Genomic DNA, 23,374 nt, shown 5'->3' with positions numbered 1-23,374 from the left:
TATTTATATAATTATACCCATTAAATGTGAGTTTTATCATAAAGAAGTCCAAAAAACCACATATTTCTAAACTTTTTACAAAAATCAATGATTTTAGGTTGAAATGCAGGTTTACAAAGTGTGTTTCATATATTAAACATGTGTTAAAATAAAAGTGTTATTACACACTGTAGGAGGTTTAAAAATGACACCACACATAAATGCAAAAAAAGGCGAAATCGCTAAGACAGTTTTAATGCCAGGAGATCCTCTAAGAGCAAAATATATTGCTGAGACTTTCTTAACTGATGTTAAACAAGTAAACTCAATTAGAAACATGCTTATGTTCACAGGAAAATTCGAAGGAAAAGAAGTTTCAATCTGTGGTTCAGGTATGGGACAACCATCAATCGGAATTTACTCATATGAATTATTTGAATTCTATGATGTTGACAATATTATTAGAATTGGTTCAGCTGGTTCATATAAAGAAGACTTAAAACTATACGATGTTGTACTTGCTACATCAGCATATACAGATTCAGATGCTTTCTCAAGATTAGTACTTGGAGAAGGTAGACACGTTATGGAACCATCAAAAGAATTAAATGATGCAATCATCGAATCTGCTAAAAAACAAGATATTCAATTACACCACGCTAGAATTCACTCATCAGACGTATTCTATAATTCACGTTCTCTAGAAGACACAATTAAAGAAACAGGAGCTGACTGTGTTGAAATGGAATCTGCTGCATTATTTGCAAACGCAGAAAAAACAGGTAAGAAAGCTGCTTGTCTAGTTACAATTTCAGATAACTTAGTAAGTAAAACAGAAACATCGCCAGAAGAACGTCAAACAGCATTTTCAGACATGATGAAAGTTGCTTTAGGTATTCTATAATGAGAGCTGTTGATTTAATAGATAAAAAGAGAAAGAAAGAAGAACTTTCAAAAGAAGAAATTTCTTTTTTAGTCCAAGGTTACGTTAACAATGAAATTCCTGATTATCAAATGGCTGCATTCGCTATGGCAATCGTACTAAATGGTATGAGTGACCAAGAAGTGGCGGACCTAACATTAATTATGATGAACTCAGGAGATGTTATTGATCTTTCTTCAATTGCTGGAGTTAAAGTTGATAAACACTCTACTGGAGGAATCGGAGATAAAACATCACTTGTTCTATGTCCAATAATTGCTGCTTTAGGAATTCCAGTTGCTAAAATGTCAGGAAGAGGATTGGGACACACTGGTGGAACAATCGATAAACTAGAATCAATACCAGGATTCCAAGTTGAACAAACAACCGAGGATTTTATAAATCAAGTCAAAACACACGGAGTCGCCATTATTTCACAATCAGGAAATATTGTTCCTGCAGATAAAAAACTATATGCATTAAGAGATGTTACAGCAACAGTGCAATCAATTCCATTAATTGCTGCATCAATAATGTCAAAAAAACTTGCAACAGGTTCTGATGCAATCTTACTTGATGTTAAAGTTGGTAATGGTGCATTTATGAAAACATATGAAGAAGCCGAAAAATTAGGTTCTACAATGATCTCAATTGGTAAATTACTTAATCGTGATGTTAAAGTTGAAATCACTAACATGGATAAACCTCTTGGTAGAGCTATCGGAAATAGAAACGAAGTTATTGAAGCAGTTGAAACATTACAAGGCAATGGTCCAGCTGATTTCCAAGAACTTATTCTTTCTTCAGCATCTACAATAATTAACCAATCAAAAATCGCTATCGAAGGTAGTGCAGAAGAAATGGTTAAAAAAGTAATAGAAGATGGATCAGCACTTCAAAAATTCTACGATATGGTAGAAGCACAAGGTGGAGATCTAGAAGCGATGAAAGCAGAAGATTTCTTATCTTCAAAAATCACATTAGAAATCAAAGCAGAGGAAAATGGATTCATGAACATTACTTCAGCTATTGATTTAGGTTTAGCAGCTATGAAACTAGGAGCTGGTAGAGCTGAAAAAAGTGATATCATCGACAATACTGCCGGTATTTACATTAATAAGAAGACAAATGAAGAAGTTAAGGTTGGAGATGCTTTAATTACAATTTCATCAAACATTGAAATCAAAGATGAAATTATTAAACAAGTTAAGGAATCATATACAATTAATAAAGAAAAGATAAACAATCCTATTATTTTAGGAAAACTTTCATAACAAGGAGAATTAAGAAATGAATTACGCAAAATACATTGACCACACTTATTTAAAAGCTGAGGGTACAACAAAAAATATTGATAAATTAATCGAAGAAGCAATCGAATATGGTTTTAAAACTATATGTGTTAACTCTTCATGAATTAAATACGCAAAAACAAAACTAGAAGGTACAGGAATTGGGATTACATCAGTAATTGGTTTCCCACTTGGAGCTATGGCTACACAAGCAAAAGTTTTCGAAGCTAAATTAGCTGTTGATCACGGTGCAGATGAAATCGATATGGTTATTAATATCGGTAGATTAAAAGATGGGCAATTTGATTACGTTTTAAATGAAATCAAAGATATCAAAAAAGCAATCGGAACACACGTTCTTAAAGTAATTATTGAAACAGCACTTCTTACAGAAGAAGAAAAAATCAAAGCAACTGAAATCACAATGAATTCAGGAGCAGAATTTGTTAAAACATCAACAGGTTTCTCATACCACGGAGCAACACCAGAAGATGTTAAACTAATGAAAAAAGTTGTTGGAGATAAAATCTTAATCAAAGCAGCTGGTGGTGTTAAAACTCCTGCTGATTTAGATGAAATGATTACAATTGGTGCTTCACGTATTGGTACTTCATCAGGAGTTAAATTAATTTCTGGAGAAAAAACAAAAGACGGAGAATACTAAGCATTTATAGCATTTAATAATAAAGGTACTTATGTATCTTTTTTATTTATAATTGAATTACAAGAAAAGAGGTATTACTATGATTAAATTAATCGTGGCGATGACGGGTGAAAGACTAATAGGTAATGGTGATAAATTACCATGAAAAATACCCGCTGAATTCAAACACTTCAAAGCAACTACAATGGGACACTCATTATTATTTGGAAGAACTACTTTTGAAGGGTTACCAAAAAAACTACCAGGAAGAAAACATTATGTACTTTCTTCTAAGACGGTTGAAGGGGCAGATCAAACAATTCACAATGAAAAAGAACTAATGGAATTATTTGCTAAATATAAAGATTCAGAAGAAATTTTATTTATAGCTGGCGGTAAATCTGTTTATGAAAAATATGCAGAGTACGCAGATGAATGAATCATTTCATACATATGAGGTGTTTACACTGGGAATGTGTATTTAAATTTAAAGCCAAAAAATTATTCTAAAGAAGGTGTAGTTACACACGATAATTTCGATATAGTAACTTATAGAAAACTTTAGCAAGGAGAGAAATGCACGTATCAACAATTACAATTGGATGAATCGCAGCAGTTTTAACTGTTGGATTAGGTATTCCACAATTAATAAAGACCTTCAGGGTTAAGGAAGTGTCTGGAGTTAATTTTTATTCAATGTTTACATTTGGACTTGGTGCCGGAATGTGAGTTATGTTTTCTGGAACATTGGGTAGCGAAGGATTTCAACCAGGGATAGCCAACGCTTGTTCTTTATTTGTATTTGCAACATTAATAACATTATTGTTTAAGTATAAAAAGAGTAAAAAATGAAAATTCGTTGGAGTTATAAACTATTCTTATGTTGTTTTTGCAATAACAATAATGACTATTGGGGAACTAAAATCTTGACACATAAATGAAGCTGGATCAATTATGTTTTCACTACTAGCGGGGATGTGTACAACATTCGCATTCTTCCCTCAAACTATAAAAACTTTCAAGGAGAAGGATGTTGAAAATCTTTCAGTGGGTTCATTTATAATGGGTACTATTGTTAACCTTCTTTGAACAATATATTGAGGAATGTTAAGTGTAGATAAAACTCTTGGTCAATGATTAATGCCTTGTTTATTATCTTTTATCGGTGTGATTATATATCTTTCACAAACGATATTAATACTTAAATATAAAGAAAAGAAAAAGATTAATTCTGCAAAATAAAAACACCTTTATTACAGGTGTTTTTTTATATAAAAAAACATACATTAGTATGTTTTAAAGTCCACATTTAAGTTGTGCACCACAGTTTGTACATGAATTACATCCACCAAGATCTTCAACAGTTCCCTCTTTACATACAGGACAAGTGTCTCCTGGTTTTGTACCTAAGTTCTTATCAAGTTTAATACCTGGGATATCTGCATGGTTTTCATTGATTTTCTCAACTTCACGTTGTGATGTTTCTGTTTGTAACATTTTGATGTCTTCAACATTTTGTGTTTCTGAATTGTCATCATCATTAGTTAATGATAACACTTGAGAATCTCTTGAACCATCTACATATACAGTTCCACCTTTTGCACCTTTATCATATAGTCTTGTATAAATTTTTTCAACTTGTTCAACAGTGTATCCTTTTGGAGCATTAACTGTTTTTGAAATTGAAGAATCTACTCAACGTTGAATAATCGCTTGAACGTCAGCGTGAGCTTCTGGTGAAAGTTCCATCGCAGAAACAAAGATATCTGGTAATTCTTTACCTTCAGGGTGGTTGAATACTTGTTTTCACTCAGCAACAATTTGTTGGTCAACTTCCATAAACTTACCAAGTCTTCCAGAACGGTAATATTTGAATGCAAAGTATGGTTCTAGACCAGTTGATACACCCATCATTGTTCCAGTTGAACCAGTTGGGGCGATTGTTAACATGTGTGAATTACGCATTCCACCTGATTTCCTAATTTGCTCTCTAACATCTTCTGGCATTTTCTTAACAAAACCAGTATTCAGTAATTTTTCAACATCTTTTAAGAATGGGAATACACCTTTTTCATCTGCTAGTTTTGCTGATGTTGTATATGCCACTCTTGCGATTCTTTCGAATAATTTATCAACTAATTTATTACCTTCTTCTGAACCATATCTTAATCCAGCTCAAATTAGGAAATCGTGTAGTCCCATAACACCCATACCAACACGTCTTTCTCCTTTTGCTTGTTTTTCGTTAGCAGCAAGGAAATAAGGCGTTTCATCAATAACGTTATCTTGCATTCTTGCCATTGTAGCAACTGTTTTGTCTAGCTTTTCTCAAAGAATGTCACCATTCTTATCATGAGTAATAAAGTTAGCTAAGTTGATCGCTGCAAGGTTACATACTGAATATGGAGCAAGTGGTTGTTCACCACAAGGGTTTGTACAAACTACTTTTTGATCATAAGAAGTAGCATTTGTCATCTTGTTCGCAACGTCTAAGAAGAATACACCTGGTTCTGCAGAATATGTCGCACAGAAGTTAATAAGGTCTCATAATTCTTTAGCTCTTATTGTGTTGTAAATTTTAACTGGGTAACCCATCTTTTCTCATTCGTTAACATCACCAATTTCATGTCAATGCGCGTCATAGAATTCTTTTTGTTCTTTTGTAAGAGCTTCTAGATCTGGGAATCTTAAGTTATATTCTTCATCATTTTTAACAGCAGTCATAAAATCATCTGAAATTGCAACTGATATGTTTGCTCCTGTTAAGAATTCTGGTCATACAACTTCGTATTCTCCACCAGCAGTTAATTTAGCTTTTGCATTTTTAAGTACCTCAGGTTTAACTGATTTTGAACATTCAACAACAGCTTCTAAAATTTGTCTTCTTTCATCTGAAAGTGGTCTGAATTTAAGTTTGTTTGTTGCTAATTCTTTAATCATAGGATTATTGAATTTTTCTTTAATGAAGTTAAGAACTGATGGTTTTTGCATTTTAGAAATAATGAATTCTAAAATATCTGGGTGTCATGAAGCTAACATAATCATTTGTGCTCCACGTCTTGAACCACCTTGTTGAACTAAATCTGTTAAAGAAGCTAAATCATTTAATCAAGAAACTGAACCTGAAGATTTACCTCCAACAGAAATAGCAACTGCATCTTTCGGTCTTAATGTTGAACCATTAGTTCCAACACCACCACCACGAGACATTATTTCCATAACTTCTTTACGGTGTTCTGCTATACCTTCTCTTGAATCTTTTGGCATAGGCATTACATAACAGTTGAAGTATGTAACTTTTGATTCTGAACCAGCTCCATAAAGAACACGTCCAGCAGGAACTACATTCCCATCTTTAATTTCATTTGAGAATCTTGTTCCTCACGCTTGATCATTTTCTGATTTAGCAAGTGCTGAACCAACACGACTTGCGATTTGTTCATAGAAAATTTCTAGTGGTTTATTAATTGTTCCCATCGGAATAGTGATGATACCATCCTCTGTTGGGTTTAATTCTTCAGAAATTTGAGCTATGTACTCTTCCTCAACTTTAATTGTTACTGTTTTATTTTTTTGATTAATTTCTTGAACGAATCCAGTTCCCAATGTAGGGAATTTTGGATCGGGTTTAATTTTGGCGATAACTAAATCTCCTTTTGCCAATGAAACTAATTTTAAATCCTTTTGAGCATATCTATCTATCATAACCATTCTAGATACGGATTCTCTTTCCATTACCATTGAATCATTAATTGGTGTTACCCTTGGGAAATGGGCTCTAATTTGCTCATTCAGTTGTTTTATGTGTTCTTTTGTATATCTCATATTCTCTCTTTCTTTATGTTGAAGTCTTTGCTTCAATAATAAACACACTTTTCTTTGCTATAAAATAACTTTTTTTGTGCTATTTCATAGAAAATTGGTACTAGGCCCTTTTGTGTGTTCTTTATAATTTTAATACTTTTAACTAAAAAAAATCTTTTAAAAATGAGATATAAAAATAACATTATGCAATGTTATTTTTTCTTAATTCATTACTCAAAATCAACATATAAAATGTACTATGATTTTCACTAATTATTTTTTAAATCCTGATTTCTTCTGTTTTTGATTTTTTTAATTATATTTGGTGTTCATATGATTAATATAATAATTCCAAATACACCAATACCAGCTGTGATAGGGATTCAAATTTGGTTAACTTCTTTTGTCTCATCATATTCTTTATTTAGATAATATTTACCAACGATAGAAGTTGATCCAGCTGTATTGAACTGGCCACCATAATCATTGTAAGAAATTTCAATGATGTCTTTTGATCTTAACTTTAAAGTTTCAGCACCTGCATTAGATAATTCACCATTAACAAAAATAAATGGTGAAGCATCAAAGTCGCTTTTTGTTCCTTTTGCTCCAGTTGAATTATCTGGAGATATTTGCTTGTTTGTTTTTCTTGAAAAAGCTTGCTTCAAGAATATACCTAAATTAGGATCAGGGTGTTTTAGGTAAGCTACGTAAAATTCATTGTTTGAAAGTTCAGTTTTAAGGACTTCCTTTTCTGAACTTCTAGCAATAAATGTTCAATGCTTTTTACCGACAACAAGAACGACAGCATTATCACCTTGATTAAGTTGTTTATAAATATCATTGTAATCTTCAGTTGGAATCAACCTTTCATCTCTTCGATAATTGTTAGGTAATAATTTATTTCCGCCTTGTTGACCTTGCCTTAAATCGATGAACCTTTGATTATAAACACCCAACAAAACTATTCCGGTTATAGACCCTATAACTAATGTAAAGGATGTTAAATACCCAATAATCTTATGTTTGATGGGGTTGAACTTGAATACTTCTCCATGACTTCAAAACTTGTGATAATTAATTTGGAATATCTTGGATAGTGCAGGTCCGAAAAGTATCGCCATGAACATGGAGGTAAATGATTCTGCTAAGTTGATTGGTATAGCAGTTATCAAATTAAGGGTTGCGAATGTTGAATCATAAAATGCAATATCCATGATGAAGTATCAAAACCCAACATTAATACCACCTAAAAAACAAACGAATGCAAAGAAGAATATATTCTTGGAGAATTTCTTAAGTGAAAAAGAAACCAAAACATCAATAAAGAATATAGGTCAGTAACCAAATCACCATGTTCCAAATCCATATACTGCCAATATTAAAAAATTAAATGCAGATACTAGAAGAACCAAGTCAAACAAAGGTAAAAATAATGCAACAAAGATGAATGTAAATGAAACAATTTCTACCCCTGGCACAAAACCCAAAATAAACTTAAAGGTTATAAGTAAAGCAAGCAGCATCCCTAGGATTGCTACTCTTGCCGGTGTTATTCTATTGCCAAATATTTTTTCCTTTAAATTTATCGTCATTATTCTCCGTTTTTATTTATGTTCGTGTTTACCAATTATTAAATAATTGTCATGAGTTTTTGAAACTTCTTTTTTGTTGTATGCGTCTCACTCTGACTCTTGACCAATTGATAATTCAGCATCTCATTCATGCTTTTTACCATCTTCAGAAACTTTACCAATATGTGACGCTGTAACATTAGGTCTTCCTGAGAAATCAACTTTAATGGCATTTGGGCCTATTAATTGATATTTAATAAATCCAAATGGTACTTCAGTTGGAACAAACGCCTTACTTGCTGTTTTGTAGTAATTAACGATTTTGTCAACAACAGCTTTAGGGAATATCTTAATAAGACGTTCACCCATTTCTTTTGGTGTCTCAACTTTCTTAGCTTTCACTTTTGAAGAAGGGTGGTTGTTTTGAGAACCAAAATATGATGTTAGAACACCTTGATTTTTATTTCCGATAAATGGAACCCTCATTGATCCTCATTTTCCTTCTTTTAATCCGATCATTTTGTTTAGGTCCTTTATTTCTTTATCTCCAGCGATTGAAGTATCTTCGAACATAATTTGTTTTTTAAATCCTTCAACACTTCTTCCATCTTTATTATCATCATCAAATATATAAATTAATGAATCGTTTTCTCCTAATTCAACAACAGGTTTGTGAGTACCTCATCCACCTTTCATTCTTGGTATTACTGCAGACCCATTTATGTATTGAAATTCAGATAAGGTTTGTTGTTGAACCATCTTGTTATATGCATCGGGCTTTACCTTATTGTAAATGGTTGATATATCTTGAATTTTACCTGAGTAGTATGCATCAGCTAAAACAACAACATCATCCTTTACTTCTATTTTTTCACCTTCTTTGATTTTTCTATTTTGTTGCAAGAACTCCTTTAATGGAGTTGAAGATGTTTGCTTGATTGGTTGGTAGTCATCTGAATCAACGAACATTCCATTTTTCATATAAGATAATGATTTTGTTATATCTTTATTATCAGCATCTTTTGATGCTCCACATGATACCGCAGCAACAATAGGCATGGAAATAATTCCCAACGTACCGAATGTTGCCATTATTTTTTTTGATTTACGCATTTTATGCTCCTTTATTTAAAATCTTTTTTGTAATAAATTAATGTAACTGCCATACCTAGTATGATCATCAAAGATCCTCAACCTAGGAATATATTTATCTTGGGTATATATTTTTCTGGAACATAGACAGGTATTTTACCACCATCAGCTAGTATCCCTTTTATATACATTAAATCTTGTATTTCTATTGGTCTGTACATTAATTGTTTAAATTTATTATTCTCTTTTTCAGCCATCAATATAGAAAGTTGTAATGCATTATCACCAAAGCTTTCTTTATCACTTGTTAAATAAGAAGAAACCAGTTCTTTTCATTCTTTTGATTTATATCTCTTTAAAAATCCTTCATTTGAAAAATTTTTTCACTTGGGTTCATCTTTATGTTCTACAACGTATCTTGCCGCTTTTATGGAAACTTCGTTAACTTTACTTGCAGTTAATTCGTTAATTTTGGAATCGTTTCAATACATATAGATGTATTTTCAACCATTTATTGTAAATTGATAATCTGAATGAACAATACGTGTTGATTCGTGCCATTTTCCAATAGACTCATAATTCCATTGTCTATCTTGGAATATGCTTAAAAAGCCACTTAATTGCCCATATATATCTAGGTAAGATACATATTTATACGCACTCTTTTGATGTTCTTCATATTTACTCTTCATCCTTTTATATAAAGGTTTGTCTAACTTCTCCGAAGTTTTTATTCCACTTGGATTAAAGAAAAACATTTGATCACCTTTTACATGAGATGCTTTAACATTTTCCTTAGAAACCATATAGTGTGGGGTTCCTACGAACTCAAGATGTTGAGCGTGAGTTAAAGGTGCGATTATTGAAGTTGCTAATGGCGAGATTACAACAAGACCCATAACAGAGATTGTTATCAATGAATTCAAAAGTTGAGAAAGTAAAACAACTATCGATGACGTTAAAAACATTATTATTAAACCACCTATTGATAATGATGCTGCAAACCTTATTTTTTCCATGTTGGTTGATGGTTTATCAATGAACGAAATTGCAAACATTCATAACAAAACCATTAAGCTATATAAAATAAATAGTGTATATAAAACAAAAAATTTAGCTGAAATAATCTGTCACCTTTTAAATGGTTTTGAAACTATGATTAATTCCGTATTATTTTCTTCATTTTCCTTAAATATATTTATCGACTTAAGTGTTGAGAATATAATGGAACATGCGAACGGGATTATATAATAATAAAACCCTAATCTTCACAATATCCCATTATCAGTATTGTTAGCACTTGCTTTGATTGCTATCAATATGGTGAAAACAAATAAAAATAATATAGGAAATAAATATGTCGTTCATCTTTTTGTAGTCATAAACAACAAATACCTATAATTTTTTCGCATTATTTTCCTTTCAAAAAAAGCACAACACTCTACAAAAAGAGTGTTGGCGGAATCTATTATTAAAAGAAGTCGTCAACCTCATCCATAGTAAAGTTCTTTGATAGTTTTAAATAAGTTTTCCGGCTTTACGGTTGCTAGGACAGCTGACTTGGTCATTCCTTGTACATTTAAAATTTGTATTTAGTTGTGCATTAAAATTATTGCATATTTCATGCTTTAAAATATTAATTTATTGGTTAGGAATTTCTACCATTCTTTATGAGCAAATAAAAAAACAGCTTTCGCCGTTATTTCTATTTAAAATCACGTCTCATGTATCTAACCATAACCAATCCACCAATACCAAATGTAATGATTAATCACATTGTATATAGTAGCGCTCTTGGAATATATGGTTTTCCTTCAATGATTTGAACATCTTTTGAAATATTATCAAGATTTTTAATATCACCTGAGAATAAAGAGAGGTCTTCTGAGTCTAATTTTGCTATTGACATCTTCCCATCATTCAATAAATTGATAAGAATATACCCCGAAACAATTTCTTTATTAAGTGATGAAGTATCTACTTTAAAATCGCCTTTAAGAATATCGAAGATTTTATCACCTCATTCATATTTATCGCTGATTGGTTTTGTTGTTTTATTTATTTCAGTAGCTATTTGATCTGAGTGTTCATCATAAATCTGTTTAGCTTTATTTAGCGAACCTAAATCAACAGTATCTTCTGAGAATAAATTTTGATTAATAGGGTTTAAGTAAAATTCTTTATTTGTTGCTTTGTTTTTATAAATTAATTTTGAATCTATTAATTTTGAAAGGTTATTTGTTTTACCTTCAGCAATGCTTCATTTACCCAATGAACCTGGAACTATTTTTTCTGGTTGGAATATTGAATAAAATGAAGAAAGTTGTGTTCAGACATCAAAGTAAGCAGCAGTTTTATATCATGATTTTTCATGATCAGCTATATCTCTCCTTGCACTTTTATCATCTTCTTCAAATCCATAAATATCTTTTTGTACAAACTTTCCTTCTTTTGATTGAACTACATATGTTTTAGTATAATCTGATGAAATTTGTGAATGTGAAAAAGGAACTAATATCAATGATGATATTGTTAAAATCAGCGGTACAAGAATTGAAACAATTATTGTACCAACTTTACCAAACACAGAAGCGAAGAATACTATGATTGATGATAATAATAATTGTATTATAAATGTACCAAATGCCGCAGAAGCAGCGAACTCAATAATTTGTTTTGATGAAGCATATTTATCTGCTGTTCCGATCAAAGCGGCGAACACAAATGTAAATATTGAGAAAAAGAACATCATTGTATATAGAGAAGCAAATTTCCCTAAGACTAATTTGAATCTTGTTATTGGTTTTGAAACAATTAGAAGTTCTGTACCATCATCTTCAGAATCTTTAAAAATATTTAAAGCCTTAACTGCAACAAAAATTGCTGAAATTATAAAAGGCAAGATTAACGTCAATGGATTTCTTAAAACAGTGTTAATCATTGGTTTTGGCGTTTGTGTCAATAAAGCAGGAAGACCCACCATTAAAAAGAATGATATTGCAAATATTACCGGGATTAGATAAGTTGATACTTTTTTACTCATTAAAAATAATTGTAATCTCATATATTTAATCATTATTTACCAACCTTTCCTACACCTGTTTCTCGTGAACCGAGAACAACATATTTTTTATAAACTTCTTCAAGTGACATTTTCCTGTTTTTAAACGTATCTATTGCTATTTTTGCTTTTGCAAAATATTCCATAACTTTGATAATGTTTTTTCTTTCAATCATAAAGAATATAAAGCCTTCGTCTTCTGGTTTATATTTAATTTCAAGTTTTTCAGCAACAGCGATAATTATTTTATTATCTTTTTCTGTTTCGCCTTTAATAAAATATTCTAATTCAGGGTTTTCCGTCGCATTTTTCATTGAGCCAGTAAATACAATTTTACCACCATCAACAATTGTTAATGAATCAACGAATTTATCTAATTCAGCAAGAATATGTGAAGAAATAAATATTGATTTCCCTTGTTGTTGAAGTTCTTTTAAATCTTGGAAGAATTCAAATCTTGCTTTTGGATCTAAGTTAGCTGCAGGTTCATCCATGATGATAATATCTGGATTATGCACTAGCGCTTGAGCTAATAAAACCTTCTTCTTTTGTCCTGATGAAAAAGTATTGGGTGAACGTTTCATAACTTTTTCTAATCCAAGTTCAATTAATTTTTCTTTTGCATATTTCTTAGAATCTCTCATACTCATACCTGATAGATATGACATGTATGTAATGTAACTTAATGTTGTCATTCCTTTTGGGAATTTAGCAGATTCAGGAATATATCCTATGTGTTTTTTAGCTTCCAATGTTGAATGTTTGTGACCAAACATTTCAACTGAACCCTCAAATTTTGCATAAGCTCCAATTAAAGATTTAATTGTGGTTGTTTTACCTGCACCATTAGCACCGATGAAACCATGGAATTCTCCAGGCATAACTGTAAAGTTTACATTTTCAACAGCGGGAATTTTAGAACCCTTATATCTTTTTGTAAATCTTTTAACTTCTAAAGAAGGTTTTGAATAATCTATACCTTCTTTTTTAGGGAATGATTTTTTTACAAGTTTAGGTTTTTCTTCTTTAAGGTCAACACTTTTTTCAGGTTGCCCCTTCCCTTTTTTATTTTGCTCTATCTCTCTCTTAGTTTGTTCTATCTCTTGTTTAAGTTTTTCTATTTCTTCTTGAGTAGCCATTTAAACCGCTTTCCATACAACGCTCAAAAACTATAAATGTTTTCTTGTGGCAATTGTATTAATAATATTTTAATTGTGCTTTTATTATATCTCATAATATAAAAAAAGAGGACAAGTGCCTCTTTATGTTATTTAATTATCTCAATGCCCATGTATTTTTGAAGAACTGTTGGAACTGTGATTGTTCCATCTTCATTTTGATAGTTTTCAAGGATTGCTGCGATACATCTATCAATAGCAATACCTGATCCATTTAATGTAGATGCATATTGTGTTTTGTTATTCTCATCTTTATACCTAATCATAGCTCTACGTGCTTGGTAATCACCAAAATTAGATACTGAAGAGATTTCTCTATATTTGTTTTCAGAAGGCATTCACACTTCTAAGTCAATTGTTCTTTTTGCTGAGAAACCAATGTCACCAGTACATAATGAAAGTGTTTGGTAAGGTAGTTCTAGTGCTCTTAAAATACCTTCAGCATCTTTAAGCAATTTATTGAACTCTCTTTCCTCATCTTCTGGTTTAACGAACTTAACAAGTTCAACCTTGTTGAATTGGTGCATTCTGATTAAACCCCTTGTATCTCTACCAGTTGAACCAGCTTCTGAACGGAAGCAAAGTGTATAAGCGGTAACTGCTTTAGGAGTGTCAAGATTAATAATTTCTCCTGAATAAATATTTGTTAAAGGAACCTCTGCTGTTGGGATTAATCATTTGTCCTCTTTATCAATTTTGAATAGATCTTCAGAAAACTTAGGAAGTTGCCCCGTACCAATTAGTGATTTTGTATTAACGATCACAGGTGGAACGAATTCAGTATAACCATTTTTTTCTGTATGTGTGTCTAACATAAAGTCTTTTAATGCTCTAACCAATCTAGCACCATATCCTTTATAAGCAACAAATCTTGTACCTGAAATTTTTACAGCTCTTTCAAAATCAACTAAATCCAATTCTTCAGCAATTTCATAGTGAGGTTTAACTCCTGTTACATGTCCTCTACCAAGTTTTGGATTTGTTTCCATAACTACATTTGCTTCTTCATCCGAACCAATTGGTGAATCATTTGAAGGCAAGTTTGGAATTGAAAGAAGTAAATCTTCAACATTTTGATTAACTTCTCTTGTTTTTTCTTCAAGAGCTTCAATTTCCGCTTTGATGCTTGCAACTTCATTCATAATTCCAGTTACATCTTCTTTATTTCTTTTAGCTAATCCAATTTTTTTAGATGTAGCATTTCTTTGTGCTTGTAGTGTTTCTAGTTTTGTCATTAACTCTGAACGTTGTTCTCCTAATTCAACAAGTTCGTCTATTTTTTTTGTGTCGAAACCTCTTGTTTCGAGTTTATTTTTAACCTCTTGTGGGTTTTCTAATATTTTTCTTAAATCTAACATATTTAAATTATATATACTTTTAACTTTTGGATGAAAAAAATAAAACACCAATAGCGTTTTATTTTCGATAACTAGAAAAAATTATTTCTTAGTTGTTTTTTTAGCAACTGTTTTTTTGGCTGGAGCTTTTTTAGCTGGAGCTTTTTTGGCAGTTGTTTTTTTAGTAGCAGTTTTTTTAGCTGGAGCTTTTTTGGTTACCTTTTTAGCTGGAGCTTTTTCTTCTACTGATTTTTCTTCTTTTACTTTTGAAGTAGTTTTTGATGAGTTTAGTTTTTTAAGTTCTTCTAGAATTTGTTCATCCACTGTTGGTGCAGCAGCAGCTGGTGCTGGATCATTTCTATGTCTATAGTTAATGATTAAGTAAACAGTCATTAACGCAACAATAATAAAGAATGAAACAACAACAAATCCGATAAGTGCTGCAAGGAATTTACCATACATAACACCATTTAAAGGAAGTCCGTGTTCGAAGTGGAATCCTTGTGCTGAAGAATCTAAAACTCTAACTGTAGCTCATTTACTTGTTCCCGCAGACATGTAAGCAACACCTTTGTATCCAAAGGCTTTGGCGATGGCACCCATAATAACATCATTAGCTAGTGATTTAACAACTAGACCAAATGCTGTTCCTAATAACATACCAATAGCAAGCATAAACATGTTTCCACGTGACACTACTTTTTTTGTATCTTTTCATGATTTTTTAAACATAAAGTAATTTTACAACATTTAGAGAGAAAAGCAAGGAAAATATACTATGAAATAGTATTAATACCTTAAAAAGCACCCATCACTCAATTTGCATTAAGAAAGCAAATAAAAAAACGCCAACATTTGTTGTCGTTTTTATAACTTAATTATTCGTTGTCTTCAGATTTTTCATTATCTTCTGATTGTGTTTTTTTAAGTTCTGCTAATGAAATTTCTTGAGTTTTGATTATTGCTTGTTCAACTTGCTCTTCAATTTCTTTAGTTTTAATAATAGCGATTGATTTAATTGTGTTTTTATCATTTAGTTTAATAACTTTAACACCTTTAGTTGCTCTTGAAGAGATTGCAACTTGAGAAAGATCAAGTCTAATAGTAATCCCTTGTTTTGTAACAACCATCATGTCTTCATCACCAGTTACTACACGTAATGAAACAAGTTTTCCGGCTTTAGATACATTGATTGATTTAACACCTTTAGCTCCACGTTTTGTAGCTCTATATTCTTCGATGTTAGTCATTTTACCAAATCCATCTTTACCGATTGAAAGAATTTTATCTCCTTCAAGTGATGATGATGCTCCAACAACTTCTGTTTTAGCTTCTCCAGAAAGATCAATACCTTTAACACCACTAGCTGTTCTACCCATTTTTCTAACTTCAGTAGCTGGGAATCTAACAACTTTACCATGTGCTGCACCAATAATGATTTCTGTATCATCTTTAACGATCATTGCTTTAACAAGTTCGTCATTTTCTTTAAGTCCAAGTGCGATTTTTCCGTTTTTGTTAATTCTTTCGTATTCTTTGATGTCAGTTTTCTTAACAACACCATTTTTTGTAACTGTTAGTAGGAATTGTCCTTCGTCATAGTTATCAAGAGTAAGCATTGAAACAACTTTCTCTTTTTTATCAATACCAATAATGTTTACGAATGGAATACCTTTTGCTTGTTTAGAAAGTTCAGGTATTTGGTGTGCCCTAATTCTGTAAACTTTACCTTTTGTAGAGAATATTAATAAGTCAGTATGTGTTGTAGCAACAAGAATTGATTCAACATTATCATCTTCGTATGTAGTCATTGATTTTGTACCAACTCCACCACGATTTTGAGCTTTATATTCTTCTAATGGAATACGTTTTACATATCCTCTTGATGACATTGTAATAGCAATATCTTTTCTTGGGATTAGGTCTTCATCATCGATGTTTCCAAATGCACCTTCAAGAATCTCTGTTCTTCTGTCATCTCCAAATTTATCTCTAACAACGTTAAGTTCATCAACGATTAAGTCAATAAGTGCTTCACGGTTGTTTAGGATATTTTTGTGGTAAGCAATTTGTTCGTGTAATTCATCAAGCTCAGCTTGCATTTTTTCACGAGCAAGTCCTGTAAGACGTCCAAGTCTCATATCAGTAATAGCTTTCGCTTGAATTTCTGAAAGACTAAACGCTTCCATCATTTTAGCTTGTGCTTCAGCATCATTTTTTGATGATCTAATCATTGTGATTATTGCATCAATGTTATCAAGAGCGATTTGTAATCCCTCAAGAACGTGTGCTCTTGCTTCTGCTTTTTCTAATTCAAATTGTGTTCTTCTTGTAACAACTTCAATTTGGTGTTCTAAATAAGTGCTTAATGCTAATTTAAGGTTAAGAATTTTTGGTTCACCCTTAACTAGAGCAAGCATATTGATACCAAAGTTTGTTTGAAGTGGTGTTAGTTTAAATAGTTTGTTTAGAACTACTTCAGGAACTACATCTCTTCTTAATTCAACAACAACTCTAATACCTTTTCTTGAAGATTCATCACGTAAATCAGTAATACCTTCAATGTGTTTATCTTTAACAAGGTGAGCAATTTTTTCAATTAATCTAGCCTTGTTAACCATGAATGGTAGTTCAGTGAATATTATTCTTGCTTTACCATTTTTCATTTCTTCAATTCTTGAAACTGAACGAATAGTTATTGATCCATTACCTGTTTTATAAGCTTTTCTAATACCTGCATTTCCAAGGATTGTTGCAGCCGTTGGGAAGTCAGGACCTGTGATGTATTCATTTAGTTCTTCAATTGTAATCTCTGGGTTTCTTGCTAATGCAATAACACCATTTATAACCTCAGTAAGGTTGTGAGGTGGTATGTTTGTTGCCATACCAACAGCGATACCTGTAGCCCCTGTAATTAGTAGGTTAGGGAATCTTGCAGGTAATACTTCAGGTTCTCTTTCTGAACCATCATAGTTATCTACAAAGTTAACTGTATCTTTTTTAATTCCTGATACAAGAAGTGAAGAAATTTTTGACATTCTTGCTTCTGTATATCTCATAGCCGCAGCTGAATCACCATCAACAGAACCGAAGTTACCGTGACCATCAACTAGTGGATATCTCATTGAGAAATCTTGTGCCATACGAACCATTGCTTCGTATGCTGCCGTATCACCATGTGGGTGGTACTTACCAAGAACTTCCCCGACAATACGTGCAGATTTTTTGTGTGGTTTTGAAGATTCTAATCCAAGTTCTGACATAGCGTAAATAATACGTCTATGAACTGGTTTTAGACCATCACGAGCATCTGGTAAAGCACGAGAAACAATAACTGACATTGCATATTCTAAGAATGATGTTCTCATCTCTGTAGAAATGTAAATTGGTGTTAGTGAATCAGTAGCTTCTTCAATTACTTGAGAAGTTACTTCTACTATTTCTTTTTGTTTTTTACCTTTAGACTCTGATTTTTCTTCATCAAAGACAGTTTTTACTTCTTCTTCATGAACTTCGTATTTTTTGTCTTCTTCGTCGTCATTAATGAACATTTAAGTCTCCTTTACTTTTTAATTCTTCTTTTGTTTTTATTTGTTTTTAAGTGCTTTTGTAATTGCGATGTGTGACATTATTGATGTTACTAAGAATGGGATTGCTGTAACTCTTACGATGGCAAACACAACGTTTGCTCCACCACTAACGATTCCAAGTGATTTTCTTTCTTTCTTAACAAGAATTGAAGTAACAATACCTGCAATTCATGAAATTAATGAAATCACAATCATAGCTTTAAATAATGCTGAAACTGTTGATGAGTTAAATGCAATTAAGAAAATTTCTAAAATTCCTACTGTACCTTGGTATTCACCATTTTGAAGTACCAATCCATCGATTTGATAAGGTTTTAAATCACCTTTTTTAAGGACTTTAGCTATATCTTTAACATTATGTGCTAATCAATCCTTGAATGCGGCAACTTGTTCTACTTCAGTACCAGTTTTAATACCAGTTCATTCAGCTCCTGCACCTTTAATCTTTCCACCGTCATGTATAACTTTTCATGCTTCTGGTGAAACATCTTTAATTGAGCCATCTTTACCAGTTTCCATAATAAATGCATTGTTTTCGAAAAAACCCATTGTTTTTACAACTGCAATTATAAATAGAATAAAGGCAAGAACACCCAATGAAGCAACAACTATATTAATTATTGATTTTGTTTTTGCGTTCATATATTCTCCTTTTGTTTTGATTTTATAAATCTATATTTTTAACGTATTTTGCGTTTTCATTAATGAAATCACGACGAGGTGCTACGTCATCACCCATAAGTGTTGAGAATGTAAGGTCTGCAGTTGCTAGGTCAGATACTTGAACTTGAAGCATCTTTCTTTGTTCTGGATCCATTGTTGTATCTCATAATTGTTCAGCATCCATCTCTCCAAGCCCTTTGTAACGTTGAATTGTGTAACGTGTAGCTTCGTCAAGAGTTGCTAAGTAAGTTTCTTTCTCAGAGTCAGTATATGCATATCTCGCAACTTTACCGTGAGAAATTTTGTATAGAGGTGGTTGTGCAATATACACAAATCCATACTCCACTAATTTTCTTAAATATCTGTAGAAGAATGTCAATAGTAATGTTCTAATGTGAGCACCATCGACATCGGCATCGGTCATGATAACAATTTTGTGATATCTTAGTTTGTTTAAATCAAACTCTTCACCAATACCTGTTCCTAAGGCAGTAATTAATGAACCAATTTCTTCATTAGCGAATACTTTATCAATTCTCGCTTTTTCAGTATTGATTACTTTACCCCGTAGAGGTAAGATAGCTTGTGTTTCTCTATCTCTACCCATTTTTGCTGATCCACCAGCTGAATCACCCTCGACAATATAAATTTCTGATTGCGATGCATCTTTTGATGAACAATCTGATAATTTTCCTGGAAGTGAAGCGATATCAAATACTGATTTTCTACGTGTAGCTTCTCTAGCATTTGCTGCTGCAAATCTTGCTCTTTGAGCTAATAGAGATTTTTCAACGATTGTTTTCGCTTGACCTGGGTTTTCTGCTAAGAATCTTTCAAGAGAAATTGAAAGTGCTTTGTTTGTTGCTTTACGAGCATCTGTATTTCCTAGTTTACCTTTTGTTTGACCTTCAAAAATTGGGTCTGGGTGTTTAACGGAAATAACTGCTGTTAAACCTTCTTTAACATCATCACGTGTTAATTTCTCTTTTTCAGTTTTGAATAATTTGTTTTCACCAGCATATTGGTTAAAGATACGTGTAAGCGCATCTGAGAATCCTTGCTCGTGTGTTCCGTGTTCAACTGTTGCAATATTATTTGCATAAGAAACAATATTTGATTGGTATCCTGTGTTGTATTGCATTGCAACTTCAACGATGATTCCATCAACTTGGTTTTCTGCATAAATAACATCTGTATTAAGAACTTCTTTTGATTTGTTTAATTCTTCAACATATTGTAGAATTCCACCTTCAAAGTGATAGTCCTTTCTTTGTCCTGATCTTTCATCTTCAACTGAGATTCTTAGACCTTTGTTTAGATAAGCAATTTGTCTTGCTCTATCATTGATTAAATCGAAATGGAATTCAATTGTTTCCATAACTTCATTATCTGGGTGGAACTTAATTTTTGTTCCTGTTACTTCTGTATCTTCAATTGGAGTTAACTCACCTTGTGGTTTACCTCCGTTTAAGTACTCTTGGTATCAAACTTTCCCTTCTCTTGAAACTCAAACTTCTAGCTTGTCTGAAAGAGCATTAACTACTGAAGCACCAACTCCGTGTAGTCCCCCAGAAACTTTATATGTATCTGAGTCGAACTTCCCACCAGCATGTAGAACTGTAAGAACTGTCTCTACTGTTGATTTTCCCGTTTTAGGGTGTTTGGCAACGGGAATACCACGACCATCATCTGTGACTTCGATTGATCCGTCTTTTGTAATCTTGATTTCTACTTGTGAAGCGAAACCAGCCATAGCCTCATCGATTGAGTTATCGACTATTTCTCATACAAGGTGATGTAGTCCTTTATTTCCTGTGGAACCAATGTACATTCCGGGTCTTTTACGAACGGCTTCTAAACCTTCTAAGACCTGAATATTACTTGCTGAATATTCTGCCATTTTTCCTCCTATTTTTATTTTGGCGTATACACTTTTGAAAATCGCACATTTCGCTATTATATATACTATATAATTATACCATATCACTCAAAAAATGAAGTTAAAAAAGAGCACCTCAGGCTCTTTTATTTTTTTGCAGTTAAAGTACTTTAATTAGTTTAAAAAAGTGCTTATTTAGTGCTTTAAATGTTAATAACGAGGGATTAAGAATGCTATTTAGGATTGAATTCAGTGAATTCACCTATTTTTAGGTCAAAATCTTGAAGTTTAATATCTTTTATTCTAGTTCTGTGCAGTTCTAAAACTTCATTATTTACTTTGTGGAACATTCTTTTAACTTGGTGGAATTTCCCTTCTGAAATAATTACATTACATTTATTTTTTTCGATGTTTTTAATTAGTGCTGGTTTTAATAATTTTTCATCTAAATGCATAGGACCTTTAAAGGCAACAACGTCTTCCGGTTTCACATCGTTTTTTAAGGTAACAAAATACTCTTTTTCAGTATTGGATTTTGGTGATTTTAATTCATGTGCTCACTTACCATCATCAGTTAAAATAACAAGTCCAGTTGTATCCTTATCCAATCTTCCCACAACAAATAAATTTCTGTGTTTATATGTATCCACAATGTCAAATACTGTTTGGTGTAAATTATCCTTATTCGCACATACAAAATCCTTTGGTTTGTTTAGTGCAATATAAACATGTTCTTTGAATTCAATTTTTTGGTGATTAAATTCAATTTCATCATTTTCAGGATCAATTTTAAATCCTATGTCTTGTTGGGGAATTCCATTAACAAAAACTCTTTTTGATTTTATAAAAAGTTTAACTTGACTTCTTGTTCCCACACCTTGATTCGCAAGGTATTTATCTAGTCTTAATTTCATATAAACATTATAGCAAAATAACACCCTCACATTGTGTGTTGGGTGTTATTGTTTTTATTGTAAATCTTTATGATCATTTAGGTTTGTCATTCATTTAAAACGACTATAAATTACAAATGATATTCCAGCCACAATGAACATTACAGCTTGAGAACAAATGAAGGTTATTTTAAAGTCATATCCCAATACATACGGACCACAAATTATTGCAATTGGTAAAACAGCTCATATTTGTGAAAAGTAGTTAAGGAATGCCACCTGAAGTTGTTTACCACCAGCTTCTAGCATTCCAGTGTAATAACTATTAGCGACGAATGAGAATATAGCTATTGAATAAACTATAATCATTCATCTTGCATAATCTTGATATTCAGGATCTTTAATTAAAAGAATTGGAAGTATAAATGCAAGCGAGAATCCTATTATAGAAATAATTAAGGTTATCACCAAAATGGGAAGGATTAAGATTTTTGAATAATGTTTTGCCAAAGTGAAATTACCTTTACCTAATTCTTTACCTATTATTATTTTAATGGATTGATTTATTGCAGGGAAAATAGTAAACATTATTGAGGAAACGGCATATGCAATTGACATTGATTTTATCAACTCTGATCCAAACATGTTTGCTCACACTATTGTCATAGCTACAAGTGACCAACTCATTAAAGAGAAAGTTAAAATCATTCACGAACGTTTTAAAAACATTTTTAATATCTTTTTATCTATCTTAAATAGGTTTCCCATGCCCTTGAATATATGTTTATTTTTATAAAAGAAATAAAATGCCAGAACCATCTCAACAAAGAATGAAATAGCTGTTGAAATTGATGCTCCAGTAGCACCTAAATCTAATGGGTATATAAAGATGTAATCAAAGATAGCGTTTGTGACTAATGAAACGGCAGAAACAATTAATAAGTATTTTGTCTTACCAATAGTAACAAGTGGATTCAATAGTAAAAAGGCCACTGAAGCAAAAATGTTAGCTGAAGCAAGTATCCTAAAATATGTAATTGATAGGTCTTTAGCAATTGATGCATCTGCAGGTGTATCACTCAGGAAGAATAGACTCATTAATTGAGGAGCTAATACAAGCATAAGTATTGAAACAAATATAGAAATTACAAAGGTAAAATATATATTAATTTTAAATGCCTGTTTGAAGTTATTTTTATTTTCCTTTGCATTAAATTGAGCATAGAAAATACTAAACAAAATTCCGATCGCAATGTATATACTTGATGTTGCAAATCACATCTCGGCACCAGCACCAACAGCCGTTAAATGATGTTGAGCTTCATCGTATCCTGTAATCATAAAGTTATCGACAAATCCAACAGAGATTATCAACATTTGCGATAAAACAATTGGGATTATTATTTTAAGAGATTTCTTTCAAAATTTCTTTTTATTTATTTTAGTTTCTGTTGCTGAGTTCATATT

At 31.9% G+C, this 23,374-nt stretch carries 18 protein-coding genes; 5 read left to right on the top strand and 13 right to left on the bottom strand.

Annotated elements, in window-relative coordinates:
- Positions 1–184: 184 nt before the first annotated feature.
- From deoD to ACOMC1_RS00115, 5 genes are all read left to right on the top strand, one after another.
- On the top strand, positions 185–883 hold the full coding sequence (gene deoD / locus ACOMC1_RS00135) for a purine-nucleoside phosphorylase (protein ID WP_420330636.1): 699 nt from the start codon (positions 185–187) through the stop codon (positions 881–883).
- Positions 883–2,175 (top strand): pyrimidine-nucleoside phosphorylase, encoded by a 1,293-nt coding sequence (locus tag ACOMC1_RS00130; RefSeq protein WP_420330635.1) that lies wholly within the window; start codon positions 883–885, stop codon positions 2,173–2,175. The genes deoD and ACOMC1_RS00130 overlap by 1 nt, the downstream gene beginning before the upstream one ends.
- 16 nt (positions 2,176–2,191) lie before the next feature.
- The gene (deoC, locus tag ACOMC1_RS00125) at positions 2,192–2,857 is read left to right on the top strand and encodes a deoxyribose-phosphate aldolase (protein WP_420330634.1); all 666 of its coding nucleotides are present in this window, start codon (positions 2,192–2,194) and stop codon (positions 2,855–2,857) included.
- Between the two features lie 79 nt (positions 2,858–2,936).
- Entirely contained in the window at positions 2,937–3,401 is a 465-nt protein-coding gene (locus ACOMC1_RS00120; protein ID WP_420330633.1) for a dihydrofolate reductase, read from the top strand.
- An 11-nt stretch (positions 3,402–3,412) separates the two neighbouring features.
- A complete protein-coding gene (locus tag ACOMC1_RS00115) occupies positions 3,413–4,078 on the top strand; it encodes a SemiSWEET family transporter (RefSeq protein ID WP_420330632.1) in 666 nt (221 codons plus the stop codon).
- Between the two features lie 54 nt (positions 4,079–4,132).
- On the opposite strand, the gene ACOMC1_RS00110 is transcribed toward ACOMC1_RS00115, so the two are convergent.
- The 13 genes from ACOMC1_RS00110 to ACOMC1_RS00050 all read right to left on the bottom strand — a co-directional run bounded on the left by ACOMC1_RS00110 (position 4,133) and on the right by ACOMC1_RS00050 (position 23,371).
- Entirely contained in the window at positions 4,133–6,661 is a 2,529-nt protein-coding gene (locus tag ACOMC1_RS00110; protein ID WP_420330631.1) for a vitamin B12-dependent ribonucleotide reductase, read from the bottom strand.
- Between the two features lie 248 nt (positions 6,662–6,909).
- Positions 6,910–8,235, bottom strand: coding sequence for a hypothetical protein (locus ACOMC1_RS00105; RefSeq protein WP_420330630.1), 1,326 nt, complete (start codon positions 8,233–8,235; stop codon positions 6,910–6,912).
- A 12-nt stretch (positions 8,236–8,247) separates the two neighbouring features.
- The gene (locus ACOMC1_RS00100) at positions 8,248–9,327 is read right to left on the bottom strand and encodes a hypothetical protein (protein ID WP_420330629.1); all 1,080 of its coding nucleotides are present in this window, start codon (positions 9,325–9,327) and stop codon (positions 8,248–8,250) included.
- An 11-nt stretch (positions 9,328–9,338) separates the two neighbouring features.
- Complete coding sequence (locus tag ACOMC1_RS00095) at positions 9,339–10,274, bottom strand: hypothetical protein (protein WP_420330628.1); 936 nt, start codon at positions 10,272–10,274, stop codon at positions 9,339–9,341.
- 737 nt (positions 10,275–11,011) lie between these two features.
- Entirely contained in the window at positions 11,012–12,349 is a 1,338-nt protein-coding gene (locus ACOMC1_RS00090) for an ABC transporter permease (protein ID WP_420330627.1), read from the bottom strand.
- A gap of 32 nt (positions 12,350–12,381) precedes the next feature.
- Positions 12,382–13,506, bottom strand: coding sequence for an ATP-binding cassette domain-containing protein (locus tag ACOMC1_RS00085; protein WP_420330626.1), 1,125 nt, complete (start codon positions 13,504–13,506; stop codon positions 12,382–12,384).
- Between the two features lie 128 nt (positions 13,507–13,634).
- Positions 13,635–14,903, bottom strand: coding sequence for a serine--tRNA ligase (gene serS / locus ACOMC1_RS00080; protein ID WP_420330625.1), 1,269 nt, complete (start codon positions 14,901–14,903; stop codon positions 13,635–13,637).
- Between the two features lie 81 nt (positions 14,904–14,984).
- Complete coding sequence (locus ACOMC1_RS00075; protein WP_420330624.1) at positions 14,985–15,614, bottom strand: MscL family protein; 630 nt, start codon at positions 15,612–15,614, stop codon at positions 14,985–14,987.
- Between the two features lie 146 nt (positions 15,615–15,760).
- Positions 15,761–18,433, bottom strand: coding sequence for a DNA gyrase subunit A (gene gyrA, locus ACOMC1_RS00070; RefSeq protein WP_420330623.1), 2,673 nt, complete (start codon positions 18,431–18,433; stop codon positions 15,761–15,763).
- 36 nt (positions 18,434–18,469) lie between these two features.
- Positions 18,470–19,114 carry a hypothetical protein gene (locus ACOMC1_RS00065; protein WP_420330622.1) on the bottom strand — a complete coding sequence of 215 codons (645 nt, stop codon included), beginning with the start codon at positions 19,112–19,114 and terminating at the stop codon, positions 18,470–18,472.
- A gap of 22 nt (positions 19,115–19,136) precedes the next feature.
- Positions 19,137–21,035, bottom strand: coding sequence for a DNA topoisomerase (ATP-hydrolyzing) subunit B (gene gyrB / locus ACOMC1_RS00060; RefSeq protein ID WP_420330621.1), 1,899 nt, complete (start codon positions 21,033–21,035; stop codon positions 19,137–19,139).
- Positions 21,036–21,247: 212 nt separating this feature from the next.
- The gene (locus ACOMC1_RS00055) at positions 21,248–21,928 is read right to left on the bottom strand and encodes a pseudouridine synthase (RefSeq protein WP_420330620.1); all 681 of its coding nucleotides are present in this window, start codon (positions 21,926–21,928) and stop codon (positions 21,248–21,250) included.
- A gap of 54 nt (positions 21,929–21,982) precedes the next feature.
- Positions 21,983–23,371 (bottom strand): MATE family efflux transporter, encoded by a 1,389-nt coding sequence (locus tag ACOMC1_RS00050; RefSeq protein ID WP_420330619.1) that lies wholly within the window; start codon positions 23,369–23,371, stop codon positions 21,983–21,985.
- Between the last annotated feature and the right edge of the window lie 3 nt (positions 23,372–23,374).

The organism is Mycoplasma todarodis (assembly GCF_965212735.1).
GTDB classification, from domain to species: Bacteria; Bacillota_I; Bacilli_A; order Mycoplasmatales; family Metamycoplasmataceae; genus Mycoplasma_K; species Mycoplasma_K todarodis_A.
This window is presented reverse-complemented; position numbering and strand designations above follow the sequence as displayed.